This is a genomic window from Mesobacillus subterraneus (assembly GCF_020524355.2).
Taxonomy (GTDB): Bacteria; Bacillota; Bacilli; order Bacillales; family Cytobacillaceae; genus Mesobacillus; species Mesobacillus subterraneus_C.
In genome coordinates this window covers 3,374,467-3,388,825 of record NZ_CP129019.1, presented here as the reverse complement: position 1 = coordinate 3,388,825, position 14,359 = coordinate 3,374,467, and the positions used below count along the sequence as shown (strand labels likewise).

Here is a 14,359-nt window from a genome sequence, read left to right as displayed (position 1 = left end):
GCACATAGAGAATCATTATAGAGAAAAAATATAAGGGAGTGATGTGCTTGATTGAAAAAATCCGGGATTATCCAAGAGAAATTACTGTTTTGAAGACATTATTAAGAAGATTTACCTTAAATCCACAGCTGCAAGCAGAACTTGAGAGTAAATTATCCAGAAAATTAGCAGGTTATAGAGGTGAAAAGGAATTAGATTACCATTTATCGCAATTTGACCATTCCAAATTCCATATTTTACACGATTTGAGGATTCCACATAATAATACCCACTTCCAGATTGATTCCCTCCTAATATCAGACACCTTCATCCTTATCATTGACTCAAAAAATTACGCTGGCGTATTGGATTTCTATCCGGAATTCAATTATTTGCTTCAAACGTTGAATGGAATCGAAAAAGTTTACCCGGACCCGATCCTGCAAACAAGAACCCAGGCTTCACAACTAAAATCCTTCCTAATTAAGCATTATTTTTCTCCACCCCCAATCGAATTTCTGGTTTCCATCAGTAACTCACAGGCTATCATCAGAAATCCAGGGAACAGCCAGGAGGTAAGAATGAGAGTTTTTAAGACTCCAGCTGTTGCCTATAAAATTCAAAACTTTGATGACAAATATCATAACCAGGTTTTATCAACAAAAGAAATCAAAAAAATCACCAAGCTTTTATTGAATAGCCATGAACCGTATATCCCTGATATTCTTTCAATGAACTTACCTATGAATCAAGTGCACAAAGGAGTCCAATGTCCTGAATGCAGCCGAATAGGCATGAAAAAGATTCATGGCAACTGGGTGTGTGAAAAATGCGGACATCTATCAAAAAATGCTCATATTGATGCGCTTAGGGATTTCTTCATCATTTATGGTCCTGCTATTACGAGCAGACAATTTAGCGATTTCCTCAACATCCCCTCCATACACCAAGCCAAAAGGCTGCTTTCATCAATGGATCTCGATAGCGTCGGCACTAAAAAAGGCAGAGTCTACAAACCTGGCAAAAATTTTCCGTTATGGGAATAAGCCGCCAATCTGGATTCCTTTCATTCCAGCAAACCATGCCAAAATGTCACATGCCAAAATTGCAAAACCATGCCAAAATGTCACACAACCAGCGGCTGATTCCGAATCTACAATTCGGTTTCAGCCGCCTTTTGGCGTTCACAAAGATGTCACGAATCCTGCAGCCTTACTCCCCCCATGGATTACAAGAAGCCGAACTCCCTATAATCCACCATGCCGAAAAAGTTGGCACGCAGCTTGCATTATATATTAGCAAGAAAAAATAAAAAGGATGTGGCATAATGCTATCCAATATTGGTATTCCTGGTTTGATTTTAATTCTCACATTGGCGTTAATCATCTTTGGTCCGAAAAAGCTTCCGGAAATCGGCAGGGCGTTTGGCCAGACGCTGAAGGAATTTAAAAAATCGACTCGTGAACTGACAAGTGATATCACTGACGATATCGCAGATGACATCAAAGAAATCAAAGAAATCAAGAAAGAAATCTAAACGCATAAAAAGAGGTGAGTAAAAATGGGTCTATTTTCAAATGAGAAAAAAGTAGATTACGACAAAATCGTCGACAAGATGGTTCCAGATGCCAAGAAAGAAATGGATGAATCACAGTATGACACAGAGCTCGGGCTGAACATGGCGCGCGATGCCAGGAAGGTCATCAGCGGCAAACTGAAAATTGAAGACTTCCATAAAGTCTATTCTTCATCACTGACCAAGGAATTCGGCAACTATTATGCATCAGCAGATGGACCAGACATCAGGAAGGGTGATGGCCCAAAATGGGCGATGGTCATCGATCTGAAGAAATGTGTCGGCTGTGATACATGTACGGTCAGCTGTAAGGCAGAAAACAGGACGCCGCCGGGGATATCCTACAACGTCGTCATGGAATCGCTAGAAGGGGAGTTTCCGAACATCAAGGCCGTCAACCTGCCAAGGCCGTGCATGCAGTGTGACAAACCAGCTTGTGCCCAGGTTTGTCCGACGAGAGCGACTTATAAATTGGAGAACGGAATTGTCGCGATTGACAATGACCGCTGCATCGGCTGCCGTTACTGCATCGTAGCCTGCCCGTATGGAGCTCGCTCCTTCGATTTCGGCGAAAGCTATGAACAGGAAATGCAGGGAGCTAATGATGTAACAAGCCCTGAATACGGCGTAGAACGCGGCAACCGTGAAAAAGGCAAGACACCAATCGGCACGGTCCGTAAATGCAGCTTCTGCTTCCACCGCCTGCAAAGAGGGGAAGAGCCGGCATGTGTGGAAACTTGCATTGGAGATGCTCGTTTCTTCGGAGATATCAGCGATCCGAACAGTGTTGTATCCAAGCTTGCAGCGAGTCCTAGAGCATTCCGACTTAAGGAAGAGCTTGGAACGCATCCAAATGTTATTTACTTAAGATAGGAGGGAATGGCGATGGCCAATCTTGCGGTTGATTTAAAAGAGAAAAGTACATCAAAAACGAAAATAAATGTGCAAGTATCAAAAGCTTTTAAAATTTGGATATCTGCTTTGACAGTTGCTTTCTTAATAGGCGGGTATTTTATCGTAGAGCGTTTCATCACTGGCCTGGCAGCAACGAATCTTTCCAGCATCACTCCATGGGGAGCCTGGATTGCTTTCTACATTTTCTTTGTTGGTTTGAGCGCGGGTTCGTTCCTGCTGTCGACGTTGATCTATGTTTTCGGGATGGAAGAATACGAGAGAGTCGGCAAGGCGGCGCTGTTCACAGCGATTGTGTGTATGATCGTCGCACTGACATTCGTCCTGATGGATCTTGGTCGTCCAGAGCGTCTGCTGAATGCGATTATCTACTGGAATGTTACTTCACCATTAGGGTGGGAGGTCCACTTTTACCTTGTCTACATTGCGCTGCTGATGGTGGAGCTTTACATTGCGATGAGGGAAGACCTTGTCCGAGCTGCAAAGAAAAACACGATGCAAGGCTTTGTGGCAAAGTTATTAACCTTTAAAAATTCAACAATCAATGCAGCAACAAAAAAACGTGACCATATGTGGATGAAAGTCCTCGGAACTGTCGGAATCCCAATCGCGATCTTCGGCGTCCATGGCGGTACTGGAACGATATTTGCCCTTGTAAAAGCACGGCCTGCTTGGAATACAGCATTATTCCCAATTATCTTCGTCGTATCGGCAATGGTTTCTGGAACCGCATTACTTTTGGCAATGTATGTCATAAAGAAAAAAGTCCAGAAGCAGGAAATTGATAAGAACATGGTTGTATCCCTGGCAAAATTGATGGTTGGCTTCCTGATCATCGACCTGGGTCTTCAATTCTATGAATATCTCACTGGCTGGTACGGTCTAGAAGCGGAACACCTTGATACCCTCGGAACCATGATGGCAAGTGAAAAAGCCTGGTCGTTCTGGATCGTGCAAATGTTCCTTGGTGCTGTAGTGCCAATCACGCTTGTATTCTGGAAGAAAACAAGCGAAAACATTAATGCCTTGCTGACAGCCGCCGTGCTAATCGTTATTGGCATCATCGGCGTACGCTTCAACATCGTTGTCCCTCCGCTTGTCGTGCCAGTTTTCCATGAGCTGCCTTGGGGAAATTACGCACCGACAATCAAGGAATGGATGGTGAGTGTCGGTGTTGTCGCGATGGGACTATTAATCTATTCATTCGGCGAGCTGCTGCTGCCAATCGAAGAAACTTCTGACGAGGTGAGTCATAATGGAAAATAAACCAATGAAACGGCGTGGATTTTTAAAAGCGCTTGGAACGCTTGGAGCGGTAGCGTTTGTCGGTCCGGCATTCGTTGGGCCAATCAAGCAGGTAATGGGCGATGTCTGGATCGATGAGCCACACGGAACCGGCACAGATTATCAGGATTATACAGCAGAAAATGTCATCTTCACGTCATGTCAGCAGTGTAATGCGACATGTACGATCAAAACATATATCACTGCCGGGGCGGCAGGGGGAGCTTACTCTTCCATCGTCCGCAAGATTGCCGGCAACCAGTACAGCCCGATAAATATGGTACAAATCGGCCATATCAACTACGATACGCCGGTCTCACAGGCTGTAAAGGGAACTGGCGATGTGGCTAAAATGGGTCGCGGCCTCCGCGGTGGACGTACCTGCTTGAAAGGGCAGGCCGGCATCCAGACCAACTATGATACATTCAGGATCCAAAAACCGTTGAAGCGCGTCGGCGAAAGGGGAAGCGGCGTCTGGAAATCAGTCAGCTGGGAAGAGGCCTACAAGGAAATCCTCGAGGGGAGCAAGGATCTTGGCACTCCGGGGTTAAAAGAAATGTGGAAATACGCCCCGGAAGCAGCGGTCATGGCTGATTGGGATAAACTGAAAGCTGGCGAAATGACAAAAGCTGAATTTGATAAAAAATACAAGGATGTCTTAATTGATACAAACCATCCTGACCTTGGACCGAAAGCAAACCAGATTGCTGTCATGGCAGGACACAGACGTGAATTCATCGAGCGACTAGCTGCTAGCAGCTTAGGAACTGCCAACTATTACGACCATGGCGGCTATTGCGGTATCACAAGCGTAATGGGTAATGTCCGCTCACATGATTCTGAAAAGGCGAAGAAGCGGATGATTCCTGATTATGATAAAGCAGAAATGGTCATTGTCTGGGGAACAAACCCAATGGTGGCAAACCGTGGTCCAACTACATTTGCTCCACAAATCACAAACGCAATCGACCGCGGCATGAAAATGGTCGTCATCGATCCACGCTACAGCAAGACAGCAGAGAAAGCGGACGTTTGGGTTCCGGTTAAACCGGGTGGTGACGGAGCGTTAGCCATGGCAATGTGTCGATGGATCATTGAGAACAATCGTTATGACGATATCTACCTCCGCAATCCGAACCAGGAAGCAGCAAATGAAGATGGAGAGACAACCTGGAGTGATGCTTCCTTCCTTGTGAATGTAGGAGATAAAAAGCGCCCGTTCGTCCGTGCCCAGGACCTTGGAATCGGCGGCGAGGAGTTTGTGGTCATCGAAAACGGCAAGCCAGTTTCACATGCGAAGGCAAGAAACGGCGAGCTTGATATTGATACAACAATCAATGGCATGAAAGTAAAATCGGTCTTCAGGATTTTTAAAGACAGGGTTATGGAAAAATCAATCGAAGAATACGCAAACCAGGCAGATGTGCCTGTTGACCAGATCGTCCAAATTGCTCGGGAATTCACATCCCACGGCAAAAAGGTCGGCATCCATTCTTACCGCGGACCAGCTATGCATACGAATGGCTATTACAGCGTGAGAGCAATCAATATGCTCAACCACCTTGTCGGCAACCATGACTGGAAAGGCGGCGACACCGTACTTGGCGCCAAGTATAAAGCAACCGAAGGACGCTACGATCTTGCGACAGTACCGAATGCGAACAAAGGCTGGGGCATCCCCGTCACAAGACAAAAAGTACCTTATGAAAAAACATCATTATTCGCAAAAGATGGCTATCCAGCAAAGCGCCCATGGTATCCATTCGGCAATAAGCTGATCCATGATGTCCTTCCAAGCTCAGCTGAAGGCTATCCATACAAAATCAGGGCATTGCTGATCAACAGGACTTCACCAGTCATGTCTGCGCCAAGATCGGAAATGCAGGCAAAATTCATCAGGGATCCAAAAGTTGTGGAACTTGTAGTGGCATCTGACGTAATCATCGGCGAGACTTCGAAGTATGCGGACTTTATTTTACCGGATCTTGCTTACCTGGAAAGCTGGAACGCGGAGGACATCTTCCCGATCCTGAAGCATAAATTCGCAGGCGTCATTCAGCCGGTGACAAGAGTCGTTCCAGACGCGCGCCCAACTGAACAAGTGTACATCGATTTGCTTAAAGGCTTGAGCCTTCCAGGTGTTGGCGACAAAGCATTCGCAGATGGTTCGGCGCTTAACACGCCTGAAGATTATTACCTAAAACGAATTGCGAACATCGCCTTCGATGGACAGAAGCCTGTCAAGGACGCAAATGCTGAAGAGCTGGCGATTTTTGAAAAAGCAAGAAAGAAAGCGCTCGGAAAATATTTTGACATCCAGAAGCTCAAAAGTGCCGTTAAACCGGATGAATGGAAGAAAGTCGTCTACGTATTGAACCGCGGCGGCCGCTTTGAGGCAGCTGGCGATGAATATGTCGGCAACAAGCTCAAGTATCAATGGGCAAAGCAGGTTTATTTTTACGATGAAAAGGCTGCAGGCTTCAAGAGTGCCTATACAGGCAAGTTCTTTGAAGGCGTTCCGGTAGCGGAGGAAATCAAGACATACGACGGAGAAGTTTATAAGCCAAACAAGCCGTTGCAATTCATCAACTGGAAATCAAGGAATATGGCAACTCACCGTACCGAAGGAAATACGTGGCTCCGTGAAGTGAAACCGGAAAACTATTTGTGGATCAACCCAATCGACGCCAAGAAAAAAGGCATCAAGACCGATGACGAGATTTACATCTCATCCAATAACTCAAAAGTGAAGGGCCGGGCGCTCGTAACACCAGGAATCAAGCCAGGCGTCGTCGGAGCAAACTTCAGCTTCGGACATGATGCATACGGCTCAAAGGCAGTCAAAGTCGACGGGAAAACAATCGAGCCCGCTGGAAAATATGGTCACACAGACTATGAATTCAATAAGCCGCTGCATGAAGAATCCGGCTACGCTAAACCGCGCGGACTAGGCTTCTCAGTCAATGCACTATCCGACCGCGATGGCAGTTATTTCGAAGGCTACCTTGCAGACTTGCTGATTGGCGGACCGGCACAGCAGGACGTATTCGTAGACGTGGATAAAGCATAACATCATCGGGGGTGCCTTGATGGGCCCTCGAAATTTCTTGAAAAATGAAGGTGGAGACAATGATGGAAGAACGATATGGAAAGCTCGCGGTCGCGAATATCATGACAAGCATCTGGCTTGGGGAATGGGATACTTATGAAGCGTTCATGAACGATGTCCCTGAAGGAATGCAGGAGGAGCTTACATTTCATTCATTTTACAAACGAGATGAAGTGCAGCTCTGGTATGACAATCACTTTTTCATACCTGGAGACCACTTTGTCTCCCCTTATTTTTCATCTTATACGAAGAATAATGAAGATGAAGAAGCTCGCAGGCACGAGCTGCTTTGCCTGATTGGTCTTTATGAAAAAACAGCCTTTTATTTCCCTCTTGAAAAAGACAGACTGCCAGACCATTTCGGCAGCATGACCGCATTCATCAGCTCAATTTTACAGGGGGAAATTAAAGCGGAGCAAGAAGGAGACGGAGAACAGCTTCAACAGCTTGAAGAAATTGAAGCGGAAATGATGACACGATTCATCAATCCTGTCCTCAAACCACTGCTTGATAACGCTAAAGCAAAATTAAACCATCCATTTTTCAAAGAGTTCCTCAGCTTTTATGCAGAGGTGATGAATGAAGATTGGGTGAAGGCAGCTTGATAAATGAAACGGTCCCCAAAAATTGGGGACCGTTTCATTTTGCTGTTAAGGAAATTATCAAATTATTTAAGTGTGTATAGCTAAATGTAGTTTTCTTAATCCAGCTCCAGCGCTTGTCGGGGCTGAACGAGGCGCTTGCGCTTTTTGTTATTTATTATGTTTAAATAAATCGATGAACGCATGATAAAATTCTATGCCCTGATAAAAAATAAAGCTAACCGCAGTCAGGGAAAAGAAACCGATCATTAGGAATCGAAACCACATATTCATTCCTCCTTGATTTTTTTTGGTCAAAAAATCAAAGAGTTCTGATCACGTAATTCGACTGAAAAAAAACTGCAGTAAGAAATAAAATTAAGCCTGAAACCTTATCTATTCGGAACGTTTTTAAGGTGATATATGCCGTTAGTGTGAGAAGGGATAAAGTGGATAGGACGAACGGGAATTTCTTATCATCGAAATCGGGACTAGGGGTATTTTCCTGAACTTGATCTAAGGGCAGTATGATTTTCGACGGGCTGTTGCCATCTGCATGGATTTTTTCAGCAGGAATCGTTCCATGGCTGAGCAAGAATAAAAAAATCAGGCTAAGTGAAGAAATTATCAGCTTATTAACGGTTCCTCACTCCCTTGAAGAGTAGTAACACTATCGTATAACAATATATGCATAGTGGAAACAAATAAGTTTTGACATTTTTCGTGGCATAAAAAAACAGGCACCGTAATTCAGTGCCTGCTGATGTTACTGCTTTCTTAAGTTTCCTAGTTCTTCAGCGATCGCCTGCATTTCATTCGGGCTGAAGTTGTTTTTTCGCATGATCATATCATAGATTTCTTTTAGTTCTTCATACATATCGCTATCAAAATGTGTTGATTTAATCGCGCCAAGGTTCATGAACTTCAATTTTTCCTTGATTTTCTCAATCATGAAATCAACGTTTTCAGGGGAATTTTTAGTTAAGTCCACACCGTTCATCCTCTCAATGTTTGTACAACCATCTTTCCACGTTCGTTTAAAAAAGTCAATCAGGAATCCGGCGCCGTAAAGACGCCGGAATCTCTTAGGCACTATACGTTTTTGCTTCGTTCTTTTCTTCCTTAATCGCATTCAGGATCTTCTTTGTTTCAACTACGACCACGCCAGACAAACCGAGCAATCCGATTAGGTTCGGGAAGGTCATCAATCCGTTCATAACGTCTGCAACTCCCCAAACGATCTCCAGTTGGGATATCGCTCCGACAAAGACAGCCGCGACAAACGCGATCCGGTAGTAAAACACGACCTTCTTGCTGAACAGATAGGAAAAGCACTTCTCTCCATAATAAGACCAGCCGATAATTGTTGATGATGCAAAGAACAGCAATCCAACCGCGACAATCACGGAGCCGGTCTGGCCGAGGAACTTGTCGAAGGTCGCTGAAGTTAGGTCGGCTGCGGTAGTATCGCCAGTGTACAAGCCACCCATGACGATGGTGATGCCTGTGATCGAACAGATGACAATGGTATCAATGAATACTTGAGTCATCGACACAAGAGCCTGGCGTCCAGGAAGGTCCGTCTTTGCCGCGGCTGCAGCAATCGGTGCAGACCCGAGTCCTGCTTCATTGGAGAACACTCCGCGGGCAACACCCATCCGGATGACAGTTCCAAGCGCCCCGCCAGCCACAGCCTCGCCAGTAAAAGCATCTGTAAAAATAAGTGCAACTGCTGCTGGGACTAGGTCAAAGTTCATGATCATCACAACAAGACCAGCAAGAAGGTAAAATGCCGCCATCACCGGAACAAAAAAGGGCAGTGACTTTCCCGATACTCTTGATTCCACCGATCAATGCAAGAGCCGTGAAAATGGTCAATACGAGCCCCGTAACCCAGGCAGGCACTGAAAATGTTGATTGTACGACGCTGGCGACTGAATTTGATTGAACAAGGTTTCCAATTCCGAATGCCGCAATCGCACCAAATAGCGCAAATAAAACCCCAAGCCACTTTTGGCCAAGGCCGCGTTCGAGATAGTACATCGGTCCGCCGGACATCTCGCCATCCTTGTCCTCGACCCGGTATTTAACAGCTAAAACAGCTTCCGCGTATTTCGTCGCCATACCGAAAAATGCGGTAATCCACATCCAGAACACGGCACCAGGTCCGCCTGTGAAAATCGCTGTTGCCACACCAGCAATATTTCCAGTACCAACAGTTGCAGCGAGAGCTGTCATCAAGGCCTGGAATTGTGAAATATCCCCTTCGGATTGTTGGTCCTGTTTTTTAGTAAAAGCCAGCTTGAGTGAGTATGGAAGCAGCTTCATTTGCAAGAAGCCAATGCGGAATGTAAGGTAAACTCCTGTCCCAACAAGCAGGATCAATAATGGAGGGTACCCCATACCCAGACGCTGATTCTTCCAATCCAATCTTCAAATGTCATGATGCTCCCCCTTAAAAATTATATTCGGAAAATGTTCTCCAACAAGAATATTCTGATAATTAGTGGGAAGTCAAGCGATATCCATCAGGAAAAATAGGACAATAGCTGAAAATAAGGTGAGATTGGTTGTCGTTATGGTGTTTTGTGGAATTATAAATAATTATTCATTTTTGAAATTTAGACCTCTTGTTGTTGTACTCAACATAAAATTTCTTAATATATTTCACAATACTTGCATGAAGTGATGGCAATCGTGGAAAATGTTAGGTAGTAGGCAGGCATGAAGAGGCCTGCAAAATGAGAAGGAAGAATGTAGGAGGAGAAAACATGGGCAGTTCGAAGAAGTTTTGGATGGGCATGGTGTTAGGCGCGGTGGCTGGGGGAGCGGTTACCCTTTTGGAAAAATCGACACGGCAGGCTGTAAAAGAGGATTTCAGCAAAGTTTCCAGTAGTGTTTCGTATGTTGTAAAAAATCCAAATGAGTTTATCGAAGACCTGAGAGAGACAGCGAATAAAGTAAGGGCAACAGTGGAACAAGTAACAGAGGACGTTGCTTTTATCACTGAAAAGGTAGAAGAAATAAAGGATGTACCGCCTCAGGTTACAGAATTGGTCAAAGATACAAAAGAAACGCTGAGAAAGATTGCGGCATCGGGACAAACACAGAAGCATATAGATGAAACAGATTGATGAATTGACAAGCCCTGGGAACGAGCAAGGAAAGCATAAATGAGGTGAATGGATGGTTGATATATCATTTTTTAGGCATATGTGGCAAAGAATTCAAGAGGACGATGTTCCGGCACTTGCCGCGCAGCTTGCCTATTTCTTTTTGCTTTCCTTGTTTCCGCTGCTGATTTTCCTGGTCACACTTGTTCCATATCTGCCAATTTCCGAATTGGATATCCTCGGTTTTTTTGATGACTATGCACCAGGTGAATCGATGGACCTGATCAAAAGCAGTCTTGAGGATATCATGAAAAAAGATGGCAAGCTGCTTAGCTTTGGTTTACTGGCGACAATTTGGTCAGCTTCGAATGGAATCAATGCGATTGTAAGGGCATTTAACCGTGCGTACCGAGTTGAAGAGACTAGGTCGTTTATCGTAAGCAGGCTTATGGCGATTTTTTTGACATTTGCCATGATTTTTGTGTTTCTGGTCGCTTTGATCCTGCCGGTGTTTGGAAAAGAAATTGGGAGCTGGCTGTTCGCGAATTTCGGACTGAAGGAAGAATTCCTTTATGTCTGGAATATGCTTCGCTGGGTAATCAGTATTTTGATTTTATTCATCGTTTTCCTTGGTTTGTACTGGATTGCTCCCAACAAAAAGCTGACCTGTGTCAGTGGGGTACCGGGATCGATTTTTGCAACCGGAGGGTGGGTGCTCGTATCAATCGGTTTCTCTTACTATGTCAGCAACTTCGCTTCTTATACCGCCACCTATGGCAGTATCGGCGCAATCATCGTCCTGATGATCTGGCTTTATTTATCCGCGTATATCATCATCATTGGCGGAGAAATCAATGCCTACTATAGCGAAAAGAAAGCAGGCTGCTGATGGCCTTTTATCCTGAAATTACCTTAAGTAACGTCTGCAGTTTTAGCAGAAGATACTGTTGAGGCTTGATCCTCATTATTTTAAGTAGTTAAGTTTTTACACTTAGATCAGTGTCCAGCTCCAGCGCCTAGCCCCTCGAGACGTTTCGGTCCGCCCAATGAAGTCAAAAAACGACTTCACCGGTCGGCCCTCCAACGCTTGTCGGGGCTGGACAGGCGCTTGCGCTATTCTAATAAGGGGGAATTCAGGATGGCAAAGAAAACGAAGAAAGACGGAAACACCAAGCAAAAAGGCAAAAGCAACCACAGCCAAAAAACATCCGGCTCAGCAAATGGATCAAACGGATATCACTAACACCAGGCGCCCCCATTGCGAGGGCGTCTTTTCATTGTAATTAAGGTGCAATGCATGATAGACATTTGCCGGTACGATGACTGACAGAATCTGCCCGTGCGGTAAAAAAAAGCCCGTCATCAAGGCTATGACGGACAGAAATCGGTGGACCAGGAGTGAAAGTGTCCGTCATCAAGGCTATGACGGACAGAAATCGGTGGACCAGGAGTGAAAGTGTCCGTCATCAAGGCTATGACGGACAGAAATCGGTGGACCAGGAGTGAAAGTGTCCGTTATCAAGGCTATGACGGACAGAAACCAGCGGAACAGAAGTGGAAGTGTCCGTCATCAAAGCAATGACGGACAGAAACCGGCGGCGGCAGTGGACAAGTGTCCGTCATCAGTGCAATGACGGACAGAAATCGGAAGAAACAGCGATAAAGTGTCCATCCCAGGGCTGTAAAGAAAATCCAAATAACAAAAACTCCTACTGGCTTAACTACCAGCAGGAGCTTCGTTTTATTTCAACAGCCTCAAACTATTCAAGATAACTAAAATCGTGCTTCCTTCATGGTCGATGACGCCGTATGGCAGGTCGAGCAGCTGCAGGAAGTTTGATGCGATCAGCACCATGATCACGAGGATGGAGAAGACGACGTTTTGCTTGACGATTCTGTTCATCCGGCGTGACAGATTGATGGCTTCGGCAATCTTCGGCAGGTCGTTTTTCATCAAGACGACGTCTGCTGTTTCCAGGGCGACATCGGAACCTTCACCCATTGCGATGCCTACGTTCGCGGTTGCGAGCGCCGGGGCGTCGTTGATGCCGTCTCCGACCATGGCAACCTGACCGTATTGTTCTTTCAATTTCTTTAATTCCTGGACTTTTGTTTCAGGCAGACATTCAGCAATGTAACCCTCGACATGGCTTTCGGCAGCGATTGCTTTTCCTGTGTTTTGGCTGTCACCTGTGAGCATGACGGTGTAGATGCCTTCAGATTTCAACAGGTCAATTGCCTGTTTTGTTTCTTCACGCACTACGTCCTTCAGTGCAATCAACCCTGCCAGCTGACCATTCCGTTCGATAAAAACAATCGTCTTTCCTTCAGCGGCAAGCTCTATTGCAGCACCGCCTGAAAAGGCTTCTGCTGCAGGCCTTCCGACAAAGTCAGCTTTCCCGATTTTCCAGTCTTCATTTTCAAAATGAGCCTTTACGCCCCAGCCTGATACATCCTCGATGCTCTCTGGATGAACAAGTTCTTTACCAATAGTATCTCTGGAGTGTTTTACGATCGCGTTGGCCAGTGGATGGTTGGAGTGGCTTTCAATCGATGCTGCTTTAAGCAGCACTTCATCGCGATTCAGTCCTTTAGCTACAATCAAATCCGTTACTTCAGGCTTGCCCTTTGTCAATGTTCCTGTTTTATCAAAGGCGATGGTCTTAAGGTGGCTCAGGTTTTCCAGATGGACGCCGCCCTTGAATAAAATACCGTGCTTCGCACCATTCGAAATTGCCGACAAAGTAGCAGGCATAATCGAGGCAACGAGTGCGCATGGGGAAGCGACGACAAGCAGGATCATCGCCCGGTAAAACGTCTCCGTCCAGCTCCAGCCAATCAAGTAATGCGGAACAAACATCATCAGCACAACCACAGCGAGAACAACCTTTACGTAAGTACCTTCAAACCGTTCAATGAACAGCTGTGAAGGAGACTTTTCACTTTGTGCGTTCTGGACAAGCTGGATAATTTTTTGGAACAGTGTATCGTCATTACGTTTTGTGATTTCAACGGTAAGCGATCCAGTAAGGTTGACCGTACCCGCGAAGACATCGTCTCCGGATTCCTTTGAAACGGGGATCGATTCCCCGGTGATGGCAGCCTGGTCAATCGTCGTCTGACCCCTGGCAACCTTGCCATCTGATGGAATTCTTTCACCGGGCTTCACCAGGATCATGTCGCCAATTTCCAGTTTCGAAACATGCACTCTCTCTTCCACGCCATCTGAAATCCTCAATGCTTCCTCCGGCTGCAGCTCCATCAAAGAGGAAATTTCCTTATGGCTTTTATTCATCGTATACGTTTCAAGCGCTCCGCTCATCGCAAAAATGAATATCAATATTGCGCCTTCTGTCCAGTAGCCAATAATTGCAGATCCAATCGCGGCAAAGATCATCAGCATTTCGACGTTCAGTTCTTTGTCTTCGATTGTGGCTTCAATACCTTCCTTTGCTTTGGCAAAACCGCCTATTACATAAGCCAGGATAAAAGCGATGACAGATGATGTTTCTGAATCTCCCTTGCTCAAAATCCAGCCGGTACCGCAATCAGGATCCCGCTGAAGCTCGCGGCGATCAGTTCTGCGTGAGGCTTAATTTTTTCTAAAAAGCTTACTTCTGGAACCGAGTTCTGCTTTGCTAATGCACTTGCTCCCTGTGCCATCTTTTTCTCCTCCTTAAAAATCTCTAAATGATACTAATAATCACAATCATTACCCTTAAAAAACACGAAAGCTGCCACCAGATTGGTGACAGCGAAAATCCAAGTCAAAAAATACATATTGTGTTCACTATTATGTTACCAT

Annotated in this window: 9 protein-coding genes and 2 pseudogenes; 8 read left to right on the top strand and 3 right to left on the bottom strand. The window is 45.4% G+C overall.

Features of this window, described 5'->3' with window-relative positions:
* The first annotated feature begins 47 nt into the window (after nt 1-47).
* From LC048_RS17565 to LC048_RS17540, 6 genes are all read left to right on the top strand, one after another.
* Complete coding sequence (locus LC048_RS17565; protein WP_226602701.1) at nt 48-1,025, top strand: NERD domain-containing protein; 978 nt, start codon at nt 48-50, stop codon at nt 1,023-1,025.
* A 281-nt stretch (nt 1,026-1,306) separates the two neighbouring features.
* Nucleotides 1,307-1,516: a twin-arginine translocase TatA/TatE family subunit gene (tatA, locus tag LC048_RS17560; RefSeq protein WP_041967698.1), complete on the top strand. Its 210-nt coding sequence runs from the start codon at nt 1,307-1,309 to the stop codon at nt 1,514-1,516.
* 24 nt (nt 1,517-1,540) lie between these two features.
* Nucleotides 1,541-2,428, top strand: coding sequence for a 4Fe-4S dicluster domain-containing protein (locus tag LC048_RS17555; RefSeq protein ID WP_226602703.1), 888 nt, complete (start codon nt 1,541-1,543; stop codon nt 2,426-2,428).
* A gap of 12 nt (nt 2,429-2,440) precedes the next feature.
* Nucleotides 2,441-3,733, top strand: a complete 1,293-nt coding sequence (gene nrfD, locus LC048_RS17550) for an NrfD/PsrC family molybdoenzyme membrane anchor subunit (protein WP_226602709.1) — start codon at nt 2,441-2,443, stop codon at nt 3,731-3,733.
* A complete protein-coding gene (locus tag LC048_RS17545; RefSeq protein WP_226602710.1) occupies nt 3,723-6,821 on the top strand; it encodes a molybdopterin-dependent oxidoreductase in 3,099 nt (1,032 codons plus the stop codon). Before nrfD ends, LC048_RS17545 begins: the two co-directional genes overlap by 11 nt.
* 59 nt (nt 6,822-6,880) lie before the next feature.
* Entirely contained in the window at nt 6,881-7,465 is a 585-nt protein-coding gene (locus tag LC048_RS17540) for a molecular chaperone TorD family protein (protein WP_226602712.1), read from the top strand.
* 742 nt (nt 7,466-8,207) lie between these two features.
* Here the strand turns inward: LC048_RS17540 and LC048_RS17535 are convergent.
* Together LC048_RS17535 and LC048_RS17530 are read right to left on the bottom strand one after the other, a co-directional pair.
* A complete protein-coding gene (locus LC048_RS17535) occupies nt 8,208-8,432 on the bottom strand; it encodes a DUF1128 domain-containing protein (protein WP_226602714.1) in 225 nt (74 codons plus the stop codon).
* 94 nt (nt 8,433-8,526) lie between these two features.
* Nucleotides 8,527-9,885: pseudogene (locus tag LC048_RS17530) on the bottom strand (alanine/glycine:cation symporter family protein).
* A gap of 327 nt (nt 9,886-10,212) precedes the next feature.
* Between LC048_RS17530 and LC048_RS17525 the strand changes: the two are divergent.
* Entirely contained in the window at nt 10,213-10,575 is a 363-nt protein-coding gene (locus tag LC048_RS17525) for a YtxH domain-containing protein (protein WP_226602717.1), read from the top strand.
* A gap of 52 nt (nt 10,576-10,627) precedes the next feature.
* Nucleotides 10,628-11,443: a YihY/virulence factor BrkB family protein gene (locus LC048_RS17520; RefSeq protein ID WP_226602719.1), complete on the top strand. Its 816-nt coding sequence runs from the start codon at nt 10,628-10,630 to the stop codon at nt 11,441-11,443.
* An 852-nt stretch (nt 11,444-12,295) separates the two neighbouring features.
* Here LC048_RS17520 and LC048_RS17515 read toward each other — a convergent pair.
* A pseudogene (locus LC048_RS17515) lies at nt 12,296-14,217 on the bottom strand (heavy metal translocating P-type ATPase).
* Nucleotides 14,218-14,359: the final 142 nt, after the last annotated feature.